The sequence below is a fragment of the Streptomyces sp. NPDC050617 genome (genome assembly GCF_040654795.1).
In the GTDB taxonomy this organism is placed as follows: domain Bacteria; phylum Actinomycetota; class Actinomycetes; order Streptomycetales; family Streptomycetaceae; genus Streptomyces.
Genome location: NZ_JBFAIS010000012.1, coordinates 71,922 through 93,870 on the forward strand (window position 1 = coordinate 71,922; position 21,949 = coordinate 93,870).

Annotated in this window: 23 protein-coding genes and 4 pseudogenes; 15 read left to right on the plus strand and 12 right to left on the minus strand. The window is 70.1% G+C overall.

Features of this window, described 5'->3' with window-relative positions; translation table 11 throughout:
* Positions 1–43: 43 nt before the first annotated feature.
* On the minus strand, positions 44–484 hold the full coding sequence (locus AB0I49_RS18185) for a MerR family transcriptional regulator (protein WP_363227957.1): 441 nt from the start codon (positions 482–484) through the stop codon (positions 44–46).
* Between the two features lie 214 nt (positions 485–698).
* On the opposite strand from AB0I49_RS18185, the gene AB0I49_RS18190 reads away from it, so the two are divergent.
* Positions 699–1,775: an alkene reductase gene (locus tag AB0I49_RS18190; protein WP_363227958.1), complete on the plus strand. Its 1,077-nt coding sequence runs from the start codon at positions 699–701 to the stop codon at positions 1,773–1,775.
* Positions 1,776–2,269: 494 nt separating this feature from the next.
* Positions 2,270–3,325 (plus strand): S1 family peptidase, encoded by a 1,056-nt coding sequence (locus tag AB0I49_RS18195; protein ID WP_363227959.1) that lies wholly within the window; start codon positions 2,270–2,272, stop codon positions 3,323–3,325.
* Positions 3,326–3,535: 210 nt separating this feature from the next.
* On the opposite strand, the gene AB0I49_RS18200 is transcribed toward AB0I49_RS18195, so the two are convergent.
* Entirely contained in the window at positions 3,536–3,970 is a 435-nt protein-coding gene (locus AB0I49_RS18200; RefSeq protein ID WP_363227960.1) for a subtilase-type protease inhibitor, read from the minus strand.
* A gap of 802 nt (positions 3,971–4,772) precedes the next feature.
* Here AB0I49_RS18200 and AB0I49_RS18205 point away from each other — a divergent pair.
* Together AB0I49_RS18205 and tsrT are read left to right on the plus strand one after the other, a co-directional pair.
* A complete protein-coding gene (locus tag AB0I49_RS18205) occupies positions 4,773–6,152 on the plus strand; it encodes a tryptophanase (RefSeq protein WP_363227961.1) in 1,380 nt (459 codons plus the stop codon).
* Entirely contained in the window at positions 6,149–7,867 is a 1,719-nt protein-coding gene (gene tsrT, locus AB0I49_RS18210; protein WP_363227962.1) for a tryptophan 2-C-methyltransferase, read from the plus strand. Before AB0I49_RS18205 ends, tsrT begins: the two co-directional genes overlap by 4 nt.
* 39 nt (positions 7,868–7,906) lie before the next feature.
* Here the strand turns inward: tsrT and AB0I49_RS18215 are convergent, their stop codons facing one another.
* Both AB0I49_RS18215 and AB0I49_RS18220 read right to left on the minus strand, forming a co-directional pair.
* Positions 7,907–8,107: a DUF397 domain-containing protein gene (locus AB0I49_RS18215; protein WP_363227963.1), complete on the minus strand. Its 201-nt coding sequence runs from the start codon at positions 8,105–8,107 to the stop codon at positions 7,907–7,909.
* On the minus strand, positions 8,097–8,939 hold the full coding sequence (locus AB0I49_RS18220) for a helix-turn-helix transcriptional regulator (RefSeq protein ID WP_363227964.1): 843 nt from the start codon (positions 8,937–8,939) through the stop codon (positions 8,097–8,099). The genes AB0I49_RS18215 and AB0I49_RS18220 overlap by 11 nt, the downstream gene beginning before the upstream one ends.
* A gap of 638 nt (positions 8,940–9,577) precedes the next feature.
* Between AB0I49_RS18220 and AB0I49_RS18225 the strand changes: the two genes are divergently transcribed.
* Both AB0I49_RS18225 and AB0I49_RS18230 read left to right on the plus strand, forming a co-directional pair.
* Positions 9,578–9,751 (plus strand): hypothetical protein, encoded by a 174-nt coding sequence (locus AB0I49_RS18225; RefSeq protein ID WP_363227965.1) that lies wholly within the window; start codon positions 9,578–9,580, stop codon positions 9,749–9,751.
* Positions 9,748–9,881, plus strand: a pseudogene (locus tag AB0I49_RS18230) (transposase); the annotation flags it as partial. The gene AB0I49_RS18225 and the pseudogene AB0I49_RS18230, both read left to right, overlap by 4 nt.
* Before the next feature lie 124 nt (positions 9,882–10,005).
* Here AB0I49_RS18230 and AB0I49_RS18235 read toward each other — a convergent pair.
* The gene (locus AB0I49_RS18235) at positions 10,006–11,391 is read right to left on the minus strand and encodes a glycosyltransferase (protein ID WP_363227966.1); all 1,386 of its coding nucleotides are present in this window, start codon (positions 11,389–11,391) and stop codon (positions 10,006–10,008) included.
* Between the two features lie 80 nt (positions 11,392–11,471).
* The gene (locus AB0I49_RS18240; protein ID WP_363227967.1) at positions 11,472–12,278 is read right to left on the minus strand and encodes an SDR family oxidoreductase; all 807 of its coding nucleotides are present in this window, start codon (positions 12,276–12,278) and stop codon (positions 11,472–11,474) included.
* A 293-nt stretch (positions 12,279–12,571) separates the two neighbouring features.
* Between AB0I49_RS18240 and AB0I49_RS18245 the strand changes: the two genes are divergently transcribed.
* Both AB0I49_RS18245 and AB0I49_RS18250 read left to right on the plus strand, forming a co-directional pair.
* A complete protein-coding gene (locus AB0I49_RS18245) occupies positions 12,572–12,973 on the plus strand; it encodes a class I SAM-dependent methyltransferase (RefSeq protein ID WP_363228125.1) in 402 nt (133 codons plus the stop codon).
* 202 nt (positions 12,974–13,175) lie between these two features.
* The gene (locus AB0I49_RS18250) at positions 13,176–13,325 is read left to right on the plus strand and encodes a hypothetical protein (protein ID WP_363227968.1); all 150 of its coding nucleotides are present in this window, start codon (positions 13,176–13,178) and stop codon (positions 13,323–13,325) included.
* A gap of 217 nt (positions 13,326–13,542) precedes the next feature.
* On the opposite strand, the pseudogene AB0I49_RS18255 reads toward AB0I49_RS18250, so the two are convergent.
* The 4 genes and pseudogenes from AB0I49_RS18255 to AB0I49_RS18270 form a co-directional block, all read right to left on the minus strand.
* Positions 13,543–14,068, minus strand: a pseudogene (locus tag AB0I49_RS18255) (transposase); the annotation flags it as partial.
* A 284-nt stretch (positions 14,069–14,352) separates the two neighbouring features.
* Complete coding sequence (locus tag AB0I49_RS18260; protein WP_363227969.1) at positions 14,353–14,934, minus strand: GNAT family N-acetyltransferase; 582 nt, start codon at positions 14,932–14,934, stop codon at positions 14,353–14,355.
* 199 nt (positions 14,935–15,133) lie between these two features.
* A pseudogene (locus AB0I49_RS18265) lies at positions 15,134–15,436 on the minus strand (hypothetical protein); the annotation flags it as partial.
* Positions 15,437–15,464: 28 nt separating this feature from the next.
* Complete coding sequence (locus AB0I49_RS18270) at positions 15,465–15,836, minus strand: S26 family signal peptidase (protein WP_363227970.1); 372 nt, start codon at positions 15,834–15,836, stop codon at positions 15,465–15,467.
* Positions 15,837–16,354: 518 nt separating this feature from the next.
* Here AB0I49_RS18270 and AB0I49_RS18275 point away from each other — a divergent pair.
* The 3 genes from AB0I49_RS18275 (at position 16,355) to AB0I49_RS18285 (ending at position 17,785) form a co-directional block, all read left to right on the plus strand.
* The gene (locus AB0I49_RS18275) at positions 16,355–17,257 is read left to right on the plus strand and encodes an aminoglycoside phosphotransferase family protein (protein ID WP_363227971.1); all 903 of its coding nucleotides are present in this window, start codon (positions 16,355–16,357) and stop codon (positions 17,255–17,257) included.
* 114 nt (positions 17,258–17,371) lie between these two features.
* Entirely contained in the window at positions 17,372–17,536 is a 165-nt protein-coding gene (locus tag AB0I49_RS18280) for a hypothetical protein (protein ID WP_363227972.1), read from the plus strand.
* Positions 17,537–17,653: 117 nt separating this feature from the next.
* Positions 17,654–17,785, plus strand: coding sequence for a hypothetical protein (locus tag AB0I49_RS18285; RefSeq protein WP_363227973.1), 132 nt, complete (start codon positions 17,654–17,656; stop codon positions 17,783–17,785).
* Between the two features lie 212 nt (positions 17,786–17,997).
* On the opposite strand, the gene AB0I49_RS18290 is transcribed toward AB0I49_RS18285, so the two are convergent.
* Positions 17,998–18,579 (minus strand): TetR/AcrR family transcriptional regulator C-terminal domain-containing protein, encoded by a 582-nt coding sequence (locus tag AB0I49_RS18290; RefSeq protein ID WP_363227974.1) that lies wholly within the window; start codon positions 18,577–18,579, stop codon positions 17,998–18,000.
* A 73-nt stretch (positions 18,580–18,652) separates the two neighbouring features.
* Between AB0I49_RS18290 and AB0I49_RS18295 the strand changes: the two genes are divergently transcribed.
* From AB0I49_RS18295 to AB0I49_RS18310, 4 genes and pseudogenes are all read left to right on the plus strand, one after another.
* A complete protein-coding gene (locus tag AB0I49_RS18295) occupies positions 18,653–19,936 on the plus strand; it encodes an FAD-dependent monooxygenase (RefSeq protein WP_363227975.1) in 1,284 nt (427 codons plus the stop codon).
* A 251-nt stretch (positions 19,937–20,187) separates the two neighbouring features.
* Positions 20,188–20,544 (plus strand): cupin, encoded by a 357-nt coding sequence (locus AB0I49_RS18300; RefSeq protein WP_363227976.1) that lies wholly within the window; start codon positions 20,188–20,190, stop codon positions 20,542–20,544.
* Between the two features lie 63 nt (positions 20,545–20,607).
* A pseudogene (locus AB0I49_RS18305) lies at positions 20,608–20,826 on the plus strand (transposase); the annotation flags it as partial.
* 60 nt (positions 20,827–20,886) lie between these two features.
* The gene (locus AB0I49_RS18310; protein ID WP_363228126.1) at positions 20,887–21,138 is read left to right on the plus strand and encodes a transposase; all 252 of its coding nucleotides are present in this window, start codon (positions 20,887–20,889) and stop codon (positions 21,136–21,138) included.
* Positions 21,139–21,776: 638 nt separating this feature from the next.
* On the opposite strand, the gene AB0I49_RS18315 is transcribed toward AB0I49_RS18310, so the two are convergent.
* Positions 21,777–21,938 (minus strand): hypothetical protein, encoded by a 162-nt coding sequence (locus AB0I49_RS18315; RefSeq protein WP_363227977.1) that lies wholly within the window; start codon positions 21,936–21,938, stop codon positions 21,777–21,779.
* Positions 21,939–21,949: the final 11 nt, after the last annotated feature.

Here is a 21,949-nt window from a genome sequence, read left to right on the forward strand (position 1 = left end):
CCCTCTGAGGTTCAGGCCCCGGCCGTACGCCCTCCTCGACGCCTTACCCGCACCGGAACCCCGCGCCCTCCTCCACCGGAGCCGCGTCCGCGCCCGCACCCGCACCCGCACCCGCACCCGCGTGCGCCAGCGTCTCCCGGTGCGCACGCGCCATGTCCATCATGCGGTCAAGCGTGTCCCGGGCCCGCAGGAAGTCGTCGATCTGGGCTGTGATCCTGTCGCGTTCGAGGGCCATGCGCTCCAGGGCCGCGTCGGAGTTGTGGGTGCTCGGCGACTCGGCGCACGGCATGAGGGCGGCGATGGTGCGGCTGGAGAGGTTGGCCGCGTACAGGCCCTGGATGTAGTGGACGCGGTCGATGTCGTTCTCCGTGTAGTGCCGGTGCCCGCCACCGCTGCGGACGCTGGTGAGCAGCTCCTGCTCCTCGTAGTAGCGCAGTGATCGCACGCTGACTCCGGTGCGTGCGGCAAGCTCTCCGATGCGCACGGACTGCGCTCCCTTCGTCCTTTGTTCTGCGTCGTCCTACGTCGTCCTACGTCGTTGCTCGTCGTTCTTCACCGGTCTCCCGGCGCACCGAGGGCGTGTGAGGGCTGTCACACGAGTTCGCGGGGTCTTCGACTTGAATCTGACATGGATGTCAGATTTTAGCGTGGTCCCGCGCCCCGAAAGACCGGGGCGCGGGACCACGCAGGAGAAACCGATGCCGTCCCTGTTCAGCAGCTACCAGCTCGGCGGGCTGACCCTCCCCAACCGGGCCGTCATGGCCCCGATGAGCCGCGTCCGGGCCGCCGCCGGCGGGCTGGCCACCCCCGCGATGGCGACCTACTACGCGCAGCGGGCCACCGCCGGACTGATCGTCTCGGAGGGCGTCCAGCCCAGCCTCGTCGGGCAGTCCAACCCGGGCACGCCCGGCCTGCACACCGACGAGCAGCGGGACTCCTGGCGGCAGGTGACCGACGCCGTGCACGCCAACGGCGGCCGCGTCTTCGCCCAGCTCATGCACGGCGGCCGGGTCTCGCACCCGGACACCACCGGCTTCCAGCCGGTCGGCCCGTCGGCCGTGCCCGGCGAGGGCAGCGTCTTCACCCCGCACGGCCCGCGGCCCATGCCCGTACCCCGCGCCCTGGGAACCGAGGAGGTGCCGGAGCACGCCCGTTCCTACGCGGAGGCCGCCCGCCGCGCCGTCGACGCCGGCTTCGACGGGGTCGAACTGCACGGCGCCAACGGCTATCTGATCTCCCAGTTCCTGTCGTCCAACGCCAATCTGCGCGACGACCGCTACGGCGGCTCGATCGCGGGCCGGATTCGGTTCGCGGTCGAGGCGGTCGCTGCCACGGTCGAGGCCGTGGGCGCCGCTCGTACGGGCATCCGCCTGTCGCCCGGCGGCGGAATCTGGGGCGTGGTGGAGGACGACGCCGCCGAACTGAACACCGCGCTGCTGGCGGAGCTGGCCCGGCTCGACCTGGCCTATGTGCACTTGGAGGCCACCGCGGACGACGACGTGCTCCTCCAGCTGCGCAAGGCGTGGCCGGGTTCCTTGATCGTCAACCCCGCCGCGCCCGGCGGCCCCCGGCAGGCCGGACCGGCCGAGGCCGACCGCTGGCTGGCCCAGGGGGCCGATCTGATCAGCTTCGGCCGCGCCTTCCTGGCAAACCCCGACCTGGTCGAGCGCCTGCGCCTGGGGCTGCCGATCGCGCCCGTCGACGAGGGCACCTTCTACCAGGGCGGCGACGCCGGATACATCACGTACCCGACCTATCGGCACGCGGCGGCCTGACCCGGGGCCGGACTTCGGCTCGGACCGGGGCCCGAGCCCGGACCGGGGCCCGAGCCCGGACCGGGGCCCGAGCACGGACCGGGCCGGGTCGTTGCCACGGCCCCTCACACTCCCCCCTCACGCTCCCGCTCCGCGCCCGTAGTCCACCCGGCGTAAACCGCCTCGCATTCCGGAAGCGGAGGGGCGTTTACCGGACAGCTTTATGGATCACCCTGCGCTGACCGGCCATCTGCCCACCGTATTCAGCACCTTGGCCGACGTGCGGGGAGTTACCTGTGAGGCTCCTGTGACGGGGGCGCGCGAAACCCTGTTCGCGCGACTGGAAGTCGGTCTTGTGCACTCCCTCGCCACGTCGGGATACTCGACGGCGCAACTTGGCATGGACGCGACCCCGACCGGGGGCAGCGCCCGTGTCGTACCCCCTCCGGGTCCGGGCATTACCCCACAGCCGGGCCCATCCCCCCACTGGAGGTCAAGAGTTGAAGCACCGTCGGATGCCCAAGCGGCGCGTAGCCCTCGCCGGAGCAGGTGTCGCCGTACTCGCGGCCGCGTCCCTCACCCTGCAGAGCGCCAACGCCGCGCCGGCCCCCACCCCCGACTCACTGTCCGTCACGTCCGCCGGAAAGCTTGCGAGCAAGCTCTCCGCCGGCCTCAAGGGTGACGCGGCCGGTTCGTACTACGACGCCAAGGCCAAGAAACTCGTCGTCAACGTCCTCAACCAGGCCGCCGCGGACAACGTCCGCAAGGCCGGGGCCGAGCCGAAGATCGTCAAGCACTCGCTCGCCCAGCTCGACACCGCCCGCCGGACGCTGGACGCCAAGGCCGCCGTTCCCGGCACCGCCTGGGCCGTCGACCAGAAGACCAACCAGGTCGTCGTGACCGCCGACCGCACGGTCAAGGGCGCGAAGCTGGCGAAGGTCGACAAGGTCGTCTCGTCCCTCGGCGACAAGGCGGCGCTGAAGAGAAGCGCTGGTGAGTTCAAGCCGCTGATCGCGGGCGGCGACGCGATCTGGGGGAGCAGTGCGCGCTGCTCGCTCGGCTTCAACGTCACCAAGGGCGGCCAGCCGTACTTCCTGACCGCCGGTCACTGCGGCAACGCGGTCAAGAGCTGGTCCGACCAGCAGGGCGGCCAGGAGATCGCGACCACGGAGGCGTCGACCTTCCCCGGTCACGACTACTCCATCGCGAAGTACACCGGCCAGACGGACCACCCGAGCGAGGTGGACCTCTACGGCGGCACGCAGAAGATCACCAAGGCCGCCGAGGCCACCGTGGGCGAGCAGGTCAAGCGCAGCGGCTCGACCACGCAGGTCCACGACGGCACGGTCAAGGCGCTCAACGCCACCGTGAACTACCAGGAGGGCCAGGTCGACGGCCTGATCCAGACCGACGTCTGCGCCGAGCCCGGTGACAGCGGCGGCGCCCTCTTCGACGGCGAGTCGGCCCTCGGCCTCACCTCGGGCGGCAGCGGCGACTGCTCCCAGGGCGGTGAGACCTTCTTCCAGCCGGTCCCGGAGGCGCTCCAGGAGTACGGGGCGGAGATCGGCTAGTACCCGGTCCCGGTCCTGGTCCCGGTCTGCTTGACGCGGCCCCCGGACAACCTGCTCAGCGGGTTGTCCGGGGGCCGCTCCGCGTGCGTACGAGATGTACGGGCGTAGGGTCGTACGGGGACTTTCAGGCGCGGCTGCCTTCGGGAGGCGGCGACCTTCAGGGGGGGCAGCGGCCTTCGGGAGACCGTGCCCCTCAGGAGTGGCGTGGCCTCAGAACTCGTAGACCGTGCTCAGCGCGTTCTCCTTCGTGCACGCGTTGGCGAAGGTGTGCTCGTACGAGACGCGGGCGCCTTCCCAGACGCCGTCAACGGTGACGACGACCGGGTTCCATACATGCGGACACGCTCGGTCCGAGGCGGGTTCGGCCAGTACGTCGAACTTCCCGCCGGCTGCGGTCAGTTCGGCACAGGCGGCCTTCGCGGCCGGGTGCGTGCCGCTCGCGGTCGGGGTGCAGCTCAGCGTCACCGCGCGGCGGACCGTGGTGTTCGCGGCGTGCTCGCCCTCGCCGACGGTGAGCACGAGCGCCGAGGGCGCGTACAGGCTCTTGGGCTGTACGGGCGCGGCGCTGGCGATGGTCGAGGCCCCGGCCAGACCGGTCACGGCCAGCGCGGCGGCAAGAGCGATTCCCCCAGTGATGTACCGCATTTCGAACACTCCCTTGCTCGTAGGTGCAGATACCGGACGGGAGTCTGACCCAACCGCCCGCCGAACGCACATCGCCCGATCACTTCTGGTCGCTGGTTGAACGCGTTCCGTAATGGCGCGAACTCGCGTGACGGGGGTCTCAGGGAAGGGGCGGTACGGGCGTCCTGGCCGCCGCGCCGAGCGGCCGGGCCTCAGGGGTGCGGAGCGGCGGAGAGGCCTTCTGATCATTGCCTATGGTGCGCGATATGCCTTGATGGTTGCGACATGAACCGTGAAGCGCCTTCGGTTCCAATGGTCCGCGCCGTGGTGTGGGGTCTCTGGCGCCCCGGCCGAAAAGAGGCCCGGCGGGCGGTCGCGGGGCGCTCCGGACGGCGCGGGTCCGCGGCATCAATGGCCGAAGTCCTATCGAAACGGGGTGCGCGTCCGCGCATAGTCGGACATGTCCACGTCACGTATCGCGGGGTCGCCGCTCGGGGCCGCTCGGGCCCGTTCGGGTCCGTTGGGGTCCGCCCCGTAACTCCGGCACGCCGCTCGATACCCCGCCGCCCCGCGCCCGTATTTCTTGAGAAGGCGCGCGCGCCCTGTCGGCAGTACGGTAATTCATGAGAATCCGAAGCGTTCACGCATGCGTAATTCCGGCCCGTTCTCCCGGCCCGTTCTCTCGACCCGCTTTGCCGGTCCGTTCTGCCGGTCCGTTCTTCCGGCTCCCATTCCGCGGGGCCGTGACCGCCGCTGCCGTATTCGTGAAGGAAGGGAGCGAGGAAGTTCGTGACGCACCCCCTCCGAGGAGTGGAGCGCGACGATGGAGCCGTTTCGTATAAAGATGGTGGAGCCGCTGGCCTTCCGCACCGCAGATGAGCGGCGGCGGATACTGGCCGAGGCCGACTACAACATCTTCCGCGTGCCCGCCTCCGACGTGACCATCGACCTGCTGACGGACTCGGGAACGACGGCCATGTCGTCCGCGCAATGGGGGGCGATCATGCAGGGCGACGAATCCTATGCGGGGGCCTCGTCCTATGGACGATTCGAGCGGACCGCGCGGGAACTGACCGGATTCCCGGAGATCATTCCCATTCACCAGGGACGCGCGGCCGAACGGATTCTCTTCACCACGCTGCTGCGCCCCGGCCAGATCACCGTCGCGAACACGCACTTCGACTCCACGCGCGCCAACGTCGAACTGCTGGGGTGCCGGGCGGTGGACCTGCCGTCCCCGCAGGCCGCCGATATCGCGGTCCCCGCGCCTTTCAAGGGAAATATCGATCTCGACCGGCTGCGGGAACTCCTGGCCGGCCAGGACGGCGAGCGGGTGGCTGCGGTGATCATGACGGTGACCGACAACGGAGGCGGCGGCCAGCCCGTTTCGCTGGAGAACCTGCGGTGCGTGCGGGAGGAGTGCCGGAAGTACGAGGTGCCGATGCTGCTGGACGCGTCGCGTTTCGCCGAGAACGCCTATCTGATCACCGCCCGCGAGCCGGGCCAGGAGAACCGCACCCCGCGGGAGACGGCCCGTGCGATGTTCGACCTCGCGGACGGCTGCTGGGCCTCGCTGAAGAAGGACGGCATGGCCAACACCGGCGGGCTCCTCGCCCTGCGCGACGAGGAGACGGCGGCGCGCTGCCGTGAACTCCTGATCGCCTGGGAGGGGTTCCCGACCTACGGCGGACTCGCGGGGCGCGACCTGGAATCCCTGGCCCGCGGGTTGCGCGAGGTCATCGACCCCGCCTATCTGGCGTACCGGGCCGAGACCGCGGCGTGGTTCGTCGACGCCCTGGCCGAGGCGGGCCTGCCCATGCTGCGCCCGGCCGGCTGCCATGCCGTCTACGCCGACGCCGGAGCGCTCCTGCCGCACATTCCGCCCGACGAGTTCCCCGGCGTGGCCCTGGTCTGCGAGCTCTACCGGACGGCGGGGGTGCGCACGGTGGAGTTCGGCACGCTGACGCTCGGCCACGACGGCCGCCCGGCCCCGCACGAACTGGTGCGGCTGGCGCTGCCGCGTCGCGTCTACACCCGCTCGCACCTGGAGTACGTCGTGGCGGCGGCGCGCGAAGTGGCCGGCCGGGCCCGGGAGCTGACCGGCTTCACGATCACCGGCCCGCAGTCGCCGCTGAGGCACTTCACCGCCAGGCTCGACCCGCTCGACCCGCTCGACCCCGAGGAAGGCACGGACCGATCATGACCGCTCCCACGTCCCCCCTGATCACCTTGATCAACCCGAACAAGGTTCATCCCCCGATCACCCCGTACGCGCTGGACGTCCTCACCACCGAACTGGAGCAGCACGGCTACACAGCGGAGGTCGTGGACCTGTGCTTCGAGCGGGACAGCTGGCCGCGGCTGCTGGAGGACTACTTCACCTCCCGCCCGCCCCCGCTGCTGGTGGGCTTCTCGGTGCGCAACACCGACAACCTCTACGCGCAGCAGCAGCGCGTCTTCCTCCCCGAGCACCGGGAGATCGTACGGAAGATTCGCTCCTTGACCCCGGCGCCCCTGGTGGGCGGCGGCGTGGGATTCTCCGCGACGCCGTTCGCGTGCGTGGACTACCTCGGGCTGGACTTCGGCGTCAAAGGTCCGGGCGAACGTGTCCTGGTGGACCTCGCCGACCGGCTCTCCCGCCGCGAGGACCCGGCCCTCGTCCCCGGCCTGCTCGTCAACCACGGCGACGGCCGGGTGACCCGCTCCGCCACGCCCGACCCCGACACCGCGCTGGGCGCGGTGGGCGAGGTCGGCGTCAGACAGTCGCGCGCCTGGCAGGTCGACACCGCCTCCGCCTACACGCGGCGCTCCGGCGACCGGTGGAAGGTCGACAACCTCGGCTACTACGAACGCGGGGGCCTGGGCAACATCCTCACCAAGAACGGCTGCCCCTACGCGTGCGCGCACTGCGTGGAACCCGATGCCAAGGGCACGGCGTTCGCCAAGCGCTCCGTGCACGCGGTGGTCGACGAACTGACCGAACTGCTGGACCAGGGCGTGTACGACGTGCACACCGCCGACTCCGAGTTCAACCTCGCCATCGCGAACTCCAAGGCCGTACTGCGCGAGATCGTGCGCCGCAAGAACACCACCCCCGGCTCCTCGCTGCACCGGCTGCGGCTGTGGATCTACGCCCAGCCCAAACCCTTCGACGAGGAGTTCGCCGAGCTGCTGGCGGCGGCCGGCTGCGCCGGCGTGAACGTGGCGCCCGACCACGTACGCGATGACCTCCTGGACGGGTGGAAGGTCACCAGCAAGGGCACCCGCTACTACACCTGGGCCGACACCGCGCACGCGGTGGAACTGTGCCGCAAGTACGGCATGGCGAGCCTGGTGGAGGTCCTGGCCGGGATGCCCGGGGAGACCTGGCAGACCCTGCGCGAAGCCATGGACCGGACCCTGGCGCTGGACGCGACCGTCGCCGGGTTCAGTCTGGGACTGCGCTGCTTCCCCTACCAGCCGCTGGGCCTGTGGCTGGCCCGGCAGAGCGCGGGCGTACGGCACGAACCCGGAACGCAGTCCAACACCGCCACCGAACCCATCGTGCTGCGCACGGCCGAGCAGTGCGCCTCGCCCGTGGAGTACGAGCGCCAGTTCCTGTTCCAGCCCGACGGCGCCCTCCGCCCGGTGTTCTACTTCTCACCCGGCCTCCCCGAGGACCCCGACACCCTGGCCGACCCCGCGGGACGCCGGCTGCGCACCGTCGAGCTGATGTGGGACCACGTCGCCCCCGCCGACTACCCCCGCGTCATGCTGCCCACCGCCCCCGGCAGCTCCAAGGACGACAACAACTACGCCGACAACCCTTTCCTGGCGGCGCTCACCGCGCTGGGCTACCGGGGCGCGTTCTGGGCCAAATGGCGCGACCGTGAGTCCATCATCGCCGAGGCCGCGAGGGCGACGGCCGGCACCGCATGATGAGGTGCCGGCCTCCGCAGCAGGGGGGTTCTGTCGGGCTCAGACGTCGCTACGGGCCGCGAAGGCGATGAACGAGGCCCACGCGACGGGGGAGACGGTGAGGACAGGGCCGTGCGGGGCCTTGCTGTCACGAACGGGCACGACGCCGTGCGTTGCCACGGTGGAGGGTGCCCACTCGACACAGTTGCCACCCTCGCCGCCGCTGTGGCTCGACTTGTACCACGCGTTCTCACTGATCATGCTTCTTGTGCTCCTCAAGTGCCGCTTTGACCCGGGCGAGGGAGTCCGCCTGTGGAAGTGCGGTAGCCCTCACCAGATCGTATGACCTTCGGCAGGCTGCCACCTCTTCCGCTGTGTCGAGCACGCTGCCAGAGTAGGGGCCCTCTGTATAGGCGATCTGTGCGCCGTCCTCCAGCGTCATGATCCGTAGCTGTCCGGTCTTGAGCGCATGCATGCCGATGTCTTGTGTGAGCACTTGCAGGACGATCTTTCGCCCCTCAATCAACTCGACGATGTGCGCGAGCTGGTCGGCCATGACGCCTACGGGCAGGCGTGCGTGCAGCAGTGCTTCTTCGAGAATGACCCAGACTTCCGGGCCCCCATGAACACTGAGGATTCCGGCGCGTTCCAAGCGGGCATCGACCAACTCCTGGATCTTCTCCGGCGAGTGGTACGGCCACACGGCCTTGAACACCTCGCGGGCGTAGCCCGCTGTCTGTAGCAGCCCAGGAACCAGGGTGGGGGAATACTCCTCGATCCGCTGTGCGGACTTCTCCATCTCGGCTACCCAGGCGAAGAAGTCGGGTATCGCGCCGATGGACTTCTTGGCCAGCTCGAAGAGGCGCACGAAGTGTCCGTCTGTGTCGAATACTTGATCCAGGCGAATCGACAGTTCATGCGTCGGCGGTCGCACGCCCCGCTCCAGGCGACTGACGTAGTCCTCCGAGACGTTGATCTCCTTGCCGAGCCTGCTCTGGAGCCAACCCCTCTTCTCGCGCAGGCGTTTGACTTCGGAATGCCAGAAGCTCCGGGGGTCGTTCGCCCCGTCCAACTCTTCGGCCTTCTCGGGCATGTGCACCTCCCCAGCCGGACAATTCCGTTGTCCGGCTGTCACTGCTAGTGATCGTACGACTGCGCAGGCAAGGTGATGTCGGGAAACCGGCAGAAAGGCACCGGACGTGGCCGAACGAGCCCCCCAGCCCCCGGGGCCAGGGGACGACCTTGAAGCGCTGTACGAACTCATCCGCGCGGGCGGCTTCTGGCGCATAGCCCCCGACTGGGTGCCGCGCCAATACGCGGAGCCGACAAAGGAATTGACGGAGAAGGTATGGCACGGACTGAGGCGGATGGTCACATGAAGAGCACGGCGCGGGCGCAACTGGCCCGAATGATCGCGGAGCGGGGGGTCAACGGGGCGCTCCTCGTCTTCACGATCCCTCCGGATCACCTGAACGGGAGCGACGAACGACCGAAGCCTCCGCCCGGCTCGATCGCCTTTCCCCGGTGCGAATGCCCGCAGCACCGTGCGGGGTTGGGGTTGCCGGACACGGCGGTTCGGCTGGCCGGGGGCGGCGTGACCGACGGCGGTCGTGAGGGGGCGTCATGAGGGGCGCGTGCCGGCACGTGGGGTGGACGTTCGAGCAGGACCCGGGCGTACGCCCGGAGTACAGCGCTACCTGTGTCGCGGGGGAGGGGAAGGAGTGCGGGGAGATGATCCGTTCCGGTGGTTCGGACTGGATCGAGGAGTGGATGCGCCGCCACACGCGGGCGACCGGGCACACCAGCTACCACCGCGTCGTCGACGACTACGTGACGCTGGAACCGCCGGAGCGTGTCTCCTTGGCGCGTCCGCCGGCTGATCGGCTGCGTCTGCCCGGTCAGTGATCGCTGATGCGACGCGGGACCGGATCGAGCCGCTGATGCCGACCGATCCGGTCCCTGGCCGGCCGGGAGGCGGGCAGATCACCGTGGAGCCCTCGAAGCCGTCGCGTGGAGGCACCGCACCGGCTCGCCCTGACGGGGCCTGCCGGATGAGCTGGATGCCGTACTGGCGGACCGCCCGCGCGGTTTGGACCGCGCCTCGACGCACGGCGTCCTGAAGGACTGGGTGCGGTCCGGCGGCGAGGGCGGGCAGGGGTTCAGGAGGCGACGAGGTGGTGGAGGGCGGCCGCCCACTGGCCGAGGTGGCGGTCCGGCAGAAAGTCCCGGTGCACCCGCTCCCTGGCGGCCGTGCCGAGCCGGGCGGCCAGAGCGGGGGCGGTGAGCAGGCGGACGAGGTGGCGGGCGACGGCGGCATGGTCGTGCGGGTCGGGGACGAGGATGCCCTCGTGCTCGTCGCTGATCTGGTCGACGATGCCGCCCACGGCCGTGGCGACCACCGGGCGCGCCTTCCACATGGCTTCCGTCACGGTGAGGCCGAACCCCTCGGCCAGGCTTTTCTGCACGACCACTGCCGCGTGCCGCTGGATCGCCGCCACCACGGTGGCGTTGGCGACGGGGTCGTCCATGGGAATGGTGACCAGATGGACCCGCTCCCGGTCGCGGGCGGAGAGACGGGACCACCCCTCATGGCAGTCGCGGAGCACCGCCGCGCCGCCCGGGTCGTCGGCGACGGCGGTGACATCGGGGCCGGCCAGGAGCAGATGGGCGCCGTCGGCGCCGGGGTCGCCGAGCGCGGCGCGAAAGGCGTCCATGACGCCGCGCATGTCCTTGAGCGGATCCCAGCGGGAGACCTGGGCGACCAACGGGGCCTGCGCGGGGATCGGCGGACCGTCGGTGATCCGGCTGATCCGCAGCGGGCTCGCGCCGGCGGCGGAGGCGAGCAGCCCGGACCCGCCGAGGATCCGCGCCGCTGTATCCGCGTCCATGTCACGGTTCTTGACGGAGAGGGGATCGAGCGAGGGAGGGATGACGCGGGTGCGCTCGGGCATGTTCCGCCAGGGGGCGGGGATGTGCCGGCGGGTGGAGAAGACCAGCAGGTCAGCGGCGGTCAGACTGGGGTGCAGCCGTTCCCGGACGCGGGTGCTGCCCGTGGTGGGGGCATCGGCTCCGATGTGGCAGCGCCACACCACGTGGGCCCCGGCCCGGTGCAGAACGGGGGCCAGGCCCGCCGTCTGGGGGTCGTGCAGAATGACCACGTCCCCGGGACGCAGCGCGGCGGCGAGCCGTGCCGCGGCTGTCTCGCAGACCTCGGTGTAGTGGGCGTGGGCGGCGTCGTCCGGCTCGGCGACGTCGAGGCCGTACAGCAGCAGGCACAGCCGTTTGGCCGTGTCGACGAACTGGCTGTCGGCGGTCAGGACCAGCCACCGGACGTCGATTCCGGCGCCGCGTACGTACGGCAGCAGAGCGTGCGACAGCTCGGCGACGCCGCCGCCGGCCGCGGTGGTGTTGACCTGCCACACGGTGCGTCCGGCGAGGGCCGTGCCGGCGTCGCGCAGGGCTTCCTTCAGCGTCCGGGTGCGCTCGGCGCCCAGTACGGGGCGGAGTTTCGCCGGGTCCTCCGATCCCACCTCTACGAGTTTCACGGCCGTTCGGTCTCCTTCCGCTGCGGAACGCCCCGTCCCATAACGGGTTCTACGTCCGCCTCACCACGTAGGACATGGCCTCAAGGGGTACCCGATGCGGTCGTCGCGATGCCGCCGTCTACCGGGATGACGGTGCCGGTGAGGAAGGACCCGGCACGGCTGGCGAGAAACACGGCGATTCCGGCCATGTCGTCGTAGCGGCCGTGCCGGCGCAGGGGGGTCGCCGCCGCGATCGTGTCGCCGATGGCGTCGAGCGTGGACGTCATCATCTGCGACGGGAACACTCCCGGTGCTACCGCGTTCACCGTGACGTGCTGTGGGCCCAGCTCTCGGGCGAGCACTCTGGTCAGTTGATGGAGCGCCGCTTTGCTGCTGGCGTACGAGTAGTTGGGCGCCTGGGCGACGTGGATGGCGGCGATACTGCCGATGTTGATGATCCGCGCGGGATCATCGGCGGTGCCCGCCCTGCGAAGCGCGGGGACCAGCGCCTGCACCAGCCAGAACGGCGACTTGAGGTTGAGGTCGATCACGGTGTCCCAGCCCTCGTCCGGGAACGTCGCCAGCGGCTCGCGCCACATCGCTCCCGCGTTGTTGACAAGAATGTCCAGGCGTTCCGAGTCGGCCTTGACGAGATCAGCGAGGCGCTGACACTCGTCGTGCCTGGACAGGTCGGCGGGAATTGCTTGAACGTCGCCGAATTCGGACAGCAGACGCTGTGCCTCCGCGCACGCGTCCGCCTTGCGTGAGCTGATGACGACGCGGGCGCCTGCCTGGAGAAGGCCGCGCGCTATCATCAGCCCAATGCCCCTGGTGCCGCCGGTTACAAGGGCGTACTTCCCCCTCAGATCGAAGAGTTCTGTGTGAGTGGTGAATTGGTTGTCCGCCATTGGTCTTGGTCCCTTATTCCTTCGTGGAAGAGTGTGCCGGCACGGGTGCGCATTCGGGGCAGCTGAATTGAACTGATGGGGGTAAAGCTGCAGCGCGGGTCCATGGAGTGTTGTCGGCGCTTTCGACTCCACCAGGTTGACAGGCGCTTTGGACGTCTGGGAGATCCTGGCGATACAGGTACTGCGATAACCCCCCTTCCTGGTGCGCTGACTCCCCCCCCGGATCCACCGGCAGGGGTGAGTTCAGCGCTGCGTGAATCGAACGGCTGGCCTGAAGGCGCCGACCAGCCGAACTGCGCGCACCGCCGTGTTTCCGCTTTCCGCTCTCCGCCGACCTGCGTGACCCGTGGACGCCGCTGCTGCGCGTGGCCGGGTTCGCCCGCGACCGCCCCGCTGTCTGGGTTGCCGAGGGGCTGCTCTACTACCTCGGCCCTGACGCCCAGCAGGACCCCCTCCAGGCCGTGGACGAGAATTCGGCGCCCGGCTCACGCTGGGTCATCGAGGACGATCCGTGCTTCCTCAAGCGCATGGAGGACCCGCAGGCACGGGCCCGATCCGAGTCGCTGGGGCTCGATCGCGCTCGCTGCTTGACTCGGAAACCCGGCAGGGCCCCGGCGCGTGGCTGCGCGAGCACGGCTGGGCCGTGGAGTCGCGGCTCCCACGCACCGTGGCCCGGGAGCACGGCCGGGTGCTGACTCCGATCGGCGACCGGGGCAACGGCCCGTTCGTACTGACCAACGCCCCCAAGGTGTAGCGCCCAGGGCCTGTGCCGAAGTCTGATCCGGGACGGCCTGACCCGAGGCCCCCCGCCGCGACATCGGTGTGCGGGCGCCTCGGCCGCACGACCAGGCCCACCACGAGCGCGACTCTCGTCGAACCAGAGCGCAGCTCGCGGGCATGGCAAGTATGTTGCCCGACAAGGAGATCCGAGCCGCGGCGTTCCCGGCCGACCTCACCGATCGCCCGAAGCTCGCCGAGGCGCTCGCTGCCGCGGACAGCCACTTCGGATCCGTCGACGTCCTGGAGTTCTCAGCAGCCCCCCACTGACAGACCCGGCGGCGCACCCCCGCGTCGAGGCCGTATTGCCCGAACTGGAGAGGTACTTCCTCGGCGCCCTCGCGGCCGTGCGTCAGGTGCTCCCCGGCATGATCGACCGCGGGAACGGGACGACCCTCGCGAGGAGCGGCAGCGGATGCGGTCCCATGGCCGTACCGCAGGTCGCCAACGCGAACGCGGCGAACGTCGCCATGCGCAACTGGCTGCCAGCGGTGACCGGGACGGTCAGCGGCAGGCCGGGGGCGCAGCCGAGGTGGCGCTTGCGTCCGATGATGCGTTTCCCGGCATGGGTGCTCTGGTCCGTCAAGTGCACGTGGGCGGAGGTCTTGATGGTGTGGAGTCCGGCACGCACGCGGACGGCTCGGCCCAGTGTCCTTCGCGCTCGCGGTTCAGGCGCCGCAGCGGCCCGGTGAGCTGGGCGAGGACACCGTCCTGGTCCCGCCGCGCGACGTAGCCGTAGACCGTCTGGCGGGGTGGGAAGCCGTGCGGCAGGCAGCGTCGGGGGATGCCGGTGCGGTCGGCGTAGAGGGGCGTAGAGGATCGCGTCCATGGTGCGGCGCAGGTCGTGCTCGGGCGGGCGGTCGAAGCCCAGGGCGGCGCAGCGGCGCTCGGCCCGCCAGGCGGTGAGCACGGGTTCGATCACCCCCCCAGCGTGCGTCGGAGAGGGCGCTGGGGACCGTCGCGCGGGGGCATGTCTGGGATGTACCGCGCGGGGCCGGCTCGGCGAGGGGCAAAGAGCGTGACACCGCCGTCACGGGGTGAGAGGGGACGAGACGGGAGAGGTTGCAACGCAACAGTCCTCTGCTGCCGCACCCTGGACCGGCTGGCCCGCCGGTCCCTTCGGCCCCGAGCCGGCTGGCCCATCGAACCTAGCCAAAAGCTCAGTTGGTGTCGCATCAGGCAATGTTTGCCTTGTCCACGACGGCGGGGCTTTATTCACGAGTAGTGACGTCAGTTGTTCACGGGCCTCGCTCTCACGGGCGGTGTCCGCCAACAGAATTGCCCGTATTACCTCTGCTCAGCTCGCTTGTTGAGCGTGCTCGGCTGTCTTTGCCTTCCAATGGTCTGCCGTCATACGCCAGATGACATCGATCCCCACTTCGCCAGGAGCGACGGGCCCTTCAGCTGCTCGTATGCGCTCAACCTCAGTGAATCCCAAGCGGCGGGCGACGGCTCCGCTGGCGAGGTTGGCGGCATCGTGATGGATCTCGAGTCGCTCGATGCCCGCGAGCTGGAAGCCCTGGCGGACAAGAGCCGTCGCTGCCATCGTGACCAGCCCCCGTCCGGTCCAATGAGGGTGGAGCCAGTAGCCGATTTCGAGGCCGCCGGCTCCGATGCGGCGCATGAGGCTGCAGCTGCCGATCACCGCAGCATCCGATGTGATCGCATAGCCGAAGGCTTGCCTGGTTTCCCACTCTTCCTGGTTGCGGGCGAGGAAATCAGAGGTTTGCTGTCTGTCCGAGTCGGCTGCCCAGGGCATCCACGGCACCAGATGGTCCAGGGACTCGTCGATCGTCCGTTCCAAGGCGTCGAGATCGCTCATGCGCCACCGGCGCAGCTCAACCTGGTCAGAAATGAGGCTTTCGGCAGGCTCTTCCATGCATCGGATGCTCTCGCAGCCCAGCTGAGACCGACAACGCATTATCGGTTGCCCGTCACTCAACCAGGCACGGTTGAGGCTCCTCGGCCAAGAGCGACGTCATTTCTCGTGGACATCTGCTGAGGCTCCGACCCTCCGTCGCCTCCCGGACCGGTAGACAAACGCTGCTGCTGAACGCGAACGAAGCCACGCGGCTGGGCTCACGGTCGGAATCCTTGTGGCCGCCACCGCGCTCGGCCCACTGCCGTCCGGGGTGCGGTATCAGCATGCAGAAGACGGCTTCGAGTTCGGCGTCTTCGGCTATGACCTCGCCGTCGGCGATCGCGTAGAGATGCTCGATGTGGGCCTTCTTGGTCGCGTGGTCCGGATCATGGGGGGCCGCCAGGTCTTCCGGCGTTGAAAGTTGAAAGGGGATGTCTTCCTCGTGGAGCAGAAGGCGCAGGCCCTCGTCGTCATCGATGCCATCGATCTCGCGAACGCGCTCTCGTTCTGCCGCCCGCATGGCTTGGCGGTCCGGTACTGCTGGAGCGTCAGGTTCGGGAGGAGTCGTCGGAGTCGGCCGCGTGCGTCTTGCCTTCGACCCTTGACCGGGTGACGCCGTCGACTGTCACGCAGATGCCATAGACGCGATCGTGGCTGGTCCAGCCATTGACGCGGCCACGATTGTTGCTGATCTGCACCCGCTTCCTGGCGGGGTCCGCGGACGACACCAAGTGCAAGTAGACCGTCCCGGCGACACGGGCGAGGACGATGTCCCCGACCTCCAATTTCGACGGGTCGACCGGAGCGACGACCACTTGCTGCTGGCTGCGTATCAGCGGGACCATCGAGGAGCCGCTGGGCCGGAACGCCAGTGTGGCCCCGCCGGCAACCCTGCCTGCCACCGCATCCAATGCACCCATCCGGCGATCGTGGCAGATTCCCCTGCATCACCCCACCGATTTACTCCTCCGTATTCACAGGCGAGGCGGGCGTTGCCTGATGCGGCATGCGGCATGCGGCATGCGGCATGAGCAATGTGGTCTACAGCGTGGGCGCGGCGTGTGCGGGGACGGCGGCCCCGGCCGCGGGCCCACCCGCCGCCAGGGTGCCGATACCGGGGAACGTGACGCCGGCGCTCGCCTGGACGTTGACGGTCCTTGACGTCCCTGACGTCCTTGACGTCCCTGACGTCCCTGACGTCCCTGACGTCCCTGACGTCGGTTGCCCGACGGCGACCCGGCGAGCGGCCTCGGTGACACCATCGACACCCGCCTGGCTGCGGCATGAAGGCAGCCCGTCCCCTTGAGGGAGGACTCAACTGCCCAGCTCTCGCGGGCCGTTCCCGCGCGTCACGGTACGGCGACCTCCTACGACGACCTCGATGAATGAGCGAAGCCGGAACCCTGCCCCGATCCTGCCCCGGCTAGGGTGGCTTCGCATGACCGACTCCGAGATCGAGATCACCGCGGACCTGGTACATGACCTGCTGCGGGAGCAGCATCCGGACCTCGCAGGACTGGCCATCCGCGAAGTGGCCGGCGGGTGGGGGAACCAGATGTGGCGCCTGGGGGATGAGTTGGCTGTGCGCATGCCGCGTACAGCGGGCGCCCCGGACCTCCTGCGCAAGGAGTGCCGGTGGCTGCCCGTACTGGCCCCGCGCCTGCCGCTTCCGGTGCCCGAGCCCGTACGGATCGGTGAACCGTCCGCGCGCTTCCCGAAGCCCTGGACGATCATGACGTGGATCCCCGGCGAGCCGTTGGACCGCACTTCCATCAGCCGCGGCGGCCACGCGGCCGGCACTCTGGCGGCTTTCCTCGAAGCGCTCCACGTGGAGGCGCCCGAGGACGCGCCGGTCAGTGAGGACCGTGGCGGCCACCTCAAGAAGTACACGGACGGATTCGACCACTTCTTCCACGCCGTCGTTCCCGACGAGCTCGCCGACGGTGTCCGGGCCGTCTGGGACGACGCCGTCGCGGCGCCCGAGTGGGAGGGCCCGCCGCTCTGGGTGCACGGCGACCTTCATCCCGCGAACGTCGTCGTCACGGACGGGACGCTCTCGGGCGTGATCGACTTCGGTGACGTGCTCGCGGGCGATCCTGCGTGGGACCTCGCGGCCGCGTGGGTCATCCTCCCCGCCGGCGCCGCCTCACCCTTCTTCAGCGCGTACGGGCAGGCAGACGCGGGGACGATCCGGCGCGCCCGCGGGCTGGCCGCCCTGAAGAGCCTGTTCCTCATGCTCATGGGCCAGAACGGTGACCGGGGCCTGCCCGGCGGCAAACCGGCGTGGGGACCCGCGGGCCGGGCAGCGCTCGACCGTGTTCTGAGCGACGGTCTGGTGTAGGGGGCCAGGGGGCCAGGGGGCCAGGGGGCCAGGGGGCTGCTCGCGGCTGCGGGCGAGCTGGCCGAGGGAACGGTTCCGTTCCCCGCCGGGCCTCGTACCCTCTCCGAACGGATCGTGCCGGTCATTACCGAAGCCGCCGCCGCAGCCGGGCGGCCCCGGCACCGCAGATCGGAGGTCACCGACGACGCCGCAGCCGCCCTCGGCTTCTACGACAGCACGCCGTTCTACCAGAAGGTCATCGCGGCCGAGGGGCTGTCGAACGCGCGGCGGACCTGCTGATCGTCGGCGGCGAGGACACCGTTACCGCCGGGGCCACCGAAGTCACGCGGTGCCCCCACACCGACCTTTTCAACGCGCAAAACCGCCCGCCCGGACCTGGGCCATCGCCCGGCGTCTGTGAGAGACCGGCGACGGCTGTGCGGGCGCTGCCGCGGCTGCCCCGTACTCGCGTACTCGCGTACTCGCGCGCTCGCCGTCGCCGCCCTCGCCGCCGGCATCGGACCGCTGGTCGGCTACGCGCTGCCCTGACTGGCACTGCCCTGCGCACAGTGCGGCGACGGCGGTCGCGACGGCGCGCAACTCGCACCCGATGCTCCGCGGTGATGCCGGAGAGGTGACGTCGGCGAACTGAAGCCTGCCGCCGGGCGCCCGTACGCGCATCCCCCGTCGCCACGTAATGCGGAGCCGCCCGGCCGGCGGCCTCCGGCGGTCGGCCCGTACCACCCCTCCGACGTGCGACGTCAGGACGGCGGAAGGCCGTCGGCGCGGTGCGCCAGGCCGTCCAGGATGAGGGTCAGCCCGGCCTCGAACGCCGACTCGTAGTCGATCACAGGGATGTCCGCCGGCAGATCCGAGCCGTCGCCGGGGCCGGCGTCCGCCTGTTCCTCCAGGACGCTGCCGACCGTGTAGCGGCCGGCGGCCAGCATCGCCATCTGCGCGTCCCGCTCGGGTACCCCGGCGGTGACCAGGAAGTCCATCTTGCGGCGGAGCCGGTCGAGGTCGCTGGAGGGGGTGCTGCCCGCGTGGAGGCGCGCGCCGTCCCGACGCATCAGCAGGGTGCGCCGGAAGCTGCGCATGTTCTCCAGGAACCACTCGCGCCAGTCGTCGTCGGGCGTCGGCAGCGGGGCGGTGGAGTGTGGTGCCATCGCCGCCTCCGCCATGGCGGCGAGGAGGTCCTTCTTGGTGCGGAAGTACCAGTAGAGCGAGGGCTGTTCGACGCCCAGCCGCTTCGCCAGGCGGCGCGTACTGACCGTGTCCAGCCCGACCTCGTCGAGCAGGTCGAGGGCTTCGGAGACGACGATTTCGCGGTTCACCTTGGTCACGTTGACAAACCTATCACTGATAGGTGACGCTGAAGAGGAATCATTCACTGATAGATTTTCTGAGGTGATGGGCATGACAAACGGATCGGGAGCACGCCCCCTGCGGGTACTCGTCGCAGGCGGCGGGATAGCGGGCCAGGCGCTGGCCTTCTGGCTCACGCGGGGCGGCCACGAGGTGACCGTCGTCGAACGCTTCCCGGCGCTGCGGGCCACCGGGGCGCAGGTCGATCTCCGAGGGCAGGGCATCGAGGCCGTCGAGCGGATGGGTCTGCTCGACGCCGTACGCGACAAGCTGGTGGACGAGCCGGGCGTCGCCTTCGTCGACTCGCGCGGCAGGGCCAAGGCGAAGATCATGGCCAACACCTCGGGCAAGGGCCGGCAGACCCTCACCTCCGAGTACGAGATCATGCGCGGCGACCTGGTGCGCATCCTGCACGAGGCGTCCAAGGACGACGCCGAGTACGTCTTCGACGTGAGCGTGGACGGCTTCACGCAGGACGAGCAGAAGGTCACCGCGCACTTCTCCGACGGGTCCTCCGGCGAGTACGACCTGCTGGTCGGCGCGGACGGGCAGGGCTCGCGCATCCGGCGGTCGATCCTCCCCGAGGGGTTCGACCCGTACCGGAGGCTCGGCATCCACATGGCCTACTGGTTCATCCCGCGCACGGCGTCCGACGGCAACATCCGGGACACCTACATGGTTCCGGGCGGCCGTCAGATCATGCGCCGCAGCCACAACCCGACCGAGACCCAGGTGTACTTCGTGATGCGGGAGGAGTCCGAGGAGGCGTCGGCGATACACCGGGAACCCGTCGAGCGTCAGCGGGAGTTCTGGGCGAGGAGGTTCAGCGACGCGGGCTGGCAGGTCGAGCGCTTCATCGACGGCATGCGGACGAGCCCCTTCTTCTACTCCCAGGAGGTCGTCCAGGTCCGGACCCGCACCTGGTCCAAGGGGCGCGTCGTCCTGGCCGGCGACGCCGCCCACTGCGCCTCCCCGTACAGCGGCATGGGCATCTCCGGCGGCCTGGTCGGCGCGTACGTCCTGGCCGGCGAGATCAACCGGCATCCGGACGACCTGCCGACCGCGCTGGCGAACTACGACAGCGTGCTGCGGCCCTTCGTCGACGAGATCCAGGGCGCGGTGAACCCGCGTCTCCTGCGGCTGGCCATGCCGGTGACCCAGGGGGCGATCAGCGCCTTCCAGAACACCACCGCACTGGCCTGCTTCCTGCACATCCCCGATCTCGCCGCGCGCTTCGCGAAGGAGGACCGCGGCGGCGGCTGGCAGCTCCCCGACCTCCCGGCCCCGATCGGCTCCGCCTCACCCGCACCGTCTTCCAGCGCGTCGCCGCGGTAGCCCGGCTCGCGTGCGACTCCTCGGTATGCGTTCCGGTATACGTGCCGGTGTACGCGGTCCGCAGCCGCAGCCGCAGCCGCAGCCGCACACGTCCCGAGCCGCACACGTCCCGAGCCGCACACGCCCCGAGCCCCGCGCGGTCCGGGGCGTCGTTCGGGTCAATGAGGCGGTCGTGGCGGGAGTGCGGGCGTTACGGTGGGTGGGGAGCGGTAGCGACAGCGGTACTCGGCGATGGGCAAGGGGAGACTCCGATGGAGGACCTGAATTCACTGGCCGACGAGCACCTGGCCGTGGCGCGGGCCGCCGAGCACGGGCGCAGCGCCCATCTGGTCCTGCACGACGGCCCGTTGCGGCAGAGCGTCATCGCGCTGGTCTCCGGCGCCGCCCTGGACGAGCACAGCGCGCCCCCCTCCGCGAGCCTTCAGGTACTGCGCGGGCGGGTGCGGCTGACGGCCGGGTCCGGGGATCAGGAGCTGGCGGCCGGGGCGCTGCACGGCATCCGGCAGGAGCGGCACGGGCTGGTGGCGCTGGAGGACGCGGTCGTGCTGCTGACGGCGATCACGGCCGTCGGCTGGCCCCCGGACGACAAGAGCGTCACGGTCGCCTAGGCAGCTCAAGCAGCTCAAGCGACTCAGGCAGCTTAGGCACAGCACCGCTCGGTCAGCGGCCATGGCGGCCGGTACGAGATGCGGGAGATCGTCGACGCGATCCTGTACGAGGCCCGGGTGGGCTGCCAGTGGCGCTACCTGCCGCATGACTTCCCGCCCTGCACCGCGGTGTACTGCTACTTCGGCAAGTGGCGCGACGACGGTACCGACCAGGTGATTCATGACCTGCTGCGCTGGCAGGTCCGCGAGGGCCGGGGCGGCGCGAGGACCCGTCGGCGATAGTGATGGACGCCCAGACCGTGCACGTCCCGGTCAACGCGCCGGAGGAGACTACGGGGCTGGATCCGGGGCAGGAAGAGTCGGGGCCGCAAGCGGGGCATCGCCGCCGACGGCCTCGGCCTGCTCATCGCGGTGATCGTGGTCGCCGCGAGCGTGCACGACAACGCCGTCGGCATCGCGCTGCTGGACCGGGTCGCCGCGGACAATCCGTCGGTGACCAAGGGCTGGGTGGACGCCAGGTTCAAGAACGCGGTCGTCGACCACGGCGCGGCCCTGGGCATCGACATCGAGCTCGTCCCGGCACCGACCAGGTGATCCATGGCCTGCTGCGCTGGCAGGTCCGCGAGGGCCGGGGCGGCGCGAGGACCCGTCGGCGATCGGCACCGGGTCCCCGGCCCGCGGGGCGGCGCATGCGTGAGCTCCTGGCCCGGATCGAGACACGGCAGGCCGCCGGCCGCGAGGAAGCAGCCCGCCTGCGTGAGCGGATCGCCGAGCTCGGCGATCCGCTCACGGCCGTGGAGAACGGGCTGGAGCGGCTGGAGATCACCCGGGAGACCGTCCTGGAGATCGCCGCGGACGGTGGCAGCGATCCCGGCGGCCCCGGCCGCTGCCGTCCGCCTACCGCCAGATACTGGCCCTGTTCGAGGAGGGCGAGCACGGCCTGCGGGCCGAGGACGTCTGCGAAGCCCTGGGACCCGGCACCGAGAACCGCCACGTCGAAGGCGCCCGGGCCAAACTCAAACGCCTCGTCAGCCGCGGCATCCTCACCGAATCCGAACCCGGCCTGTTCACCATGCCCCGGCTCGCAAAGTGAACCCGCGCAAAGACTCGTAGAACACCCACTAAATCTTCAACGCGGCGGCCGGCCTGGCCCCGGGGCGCGCGGCCAGTAAAGGCGCGAGGGGGGAGCGCGGTGCGCAGCAGCGGCGTGCGCCGGGCGTGCGGGCTGGTCGTCAGTCCGGGATCTGCTCGGTGAACGTCACTGCCGGACAGGCCGAGTTGAGGCACGTGAACCGGCGCACGGTCAGCTCGATCACGACGGCCGCGCCGCCGAACGGTGCATCGGCCAGTGGCGAACGTAGCGCCCGTGCACCCTCCATGACGGCATCCGGCACCCGGACATCTC

Bases quoted from the DNA above. Each gene is read 5' to 3' on its own strand.
- AB0I49_RS18260 (WP_363227969.1), bottom strand. From the start codon at position 14,934: ATGGAAGAGCCTGCCGAAAGCCTCATTTCTGACCAGGTTGAGCTGCGC.
- tsrT (WP_363227962.1), top strand. From the start codon at position 6,149: ATGACCGCTCCCACGTCCCCCCTGATCACCTTGATCAACCCGAACAAG.
- AB0I49_RS18200 (WP_363227960.1), bottom strand. From the start codon at position 3,970: ATGCGGTACATCACTGGGGGAATCGCTCTTGCCGCCGCGCTGGCCGTG.
- AB0I49_RS18195 (WP_363227959.1), top strand. From the start codon at position 2,270: ATGCCCAAGCGGCGCGTAGCCCTCGCCGGAGCAGGTGTCGCCGTACTC.
- AB0I49_RS18295 (WP_363227975.1), top strand. From the start codon at position 18,653: ATGACAAACGGATCGGGAGCACGCCCCCTGCGGGTACTCGTCGCAGGC.
- AB0I49_RS18240 (WP_363227967.1), bottom strand. From the start codon at position 12,278: ATGGCGGACAACCAATTCACCACTCACACAGAACTCTTCGATCTGAGG.
- AB0I49_RS18250 (WP_363227968.1), top strand. From the start codon at position 13,176: ATGGCAAGTATGTTGCCCGACAAGGAGATCCGAGCCGCGGCGTTCCCG.
- AB0I49_RS18205 (WP_363227961.1), top strand. From the start codon at position 4,773: ATGGAGCCGTTTCGTATAAAGATGGTGGAGCCGCTGGCCTTCCGCACC.
- AB0I49_RS18225 (WP_363227965.1), top strand. From the start codon at position 9,578: ATGATCCGTTCCGGTGGTTCGGACTGGATCGAGGAGTGGATGCGCCGC.
- AB0I49_RS18220 (WP_363227964.1), bottom strand. From the start codon at position 8,939: ATGCCCGAGAAGGCCGAAGAGTTGGACGGGGCGAACGACCCCCGGAGC.
- AB0I49_RS18270 (WP_363227970.1), bottom strand. From the start codon at position 15,836: ATGGGTGCATTGGATGCGGTGGCAGGCAGGGTTGCCGGCGGGGCCACA.
- AB0I49_RS18215 (WP_363227963.1), bottom strand. From the start codon at position 8,107: ATGATCAGTGAGAACGCGTGGTACAAGTCGAGCCACAGCGGCGGCGAG.
- AB0I49_RS18190 (WP_363227958.1), top strand. From the start codon at position 699: ATGCCGTCCCTGTTCAGCAGCTACCAGCTCGGCGGGCTGACCCTCCCC.
- AB0I49_RS18300 (WP_363227976.1), top strand. From the start codon at position 20,188: ATGGAGGACCTGAATTCACTGGCCGACGAGCACCTGGCCGTGGCGCGG.
- AB0I49_RS18275 (WP_363227971.1), top strand. From the start codon at position 16,355: ATGACCGACTCCGAGATCGAGATCACCGCGGACCTGGTACATGACCTG.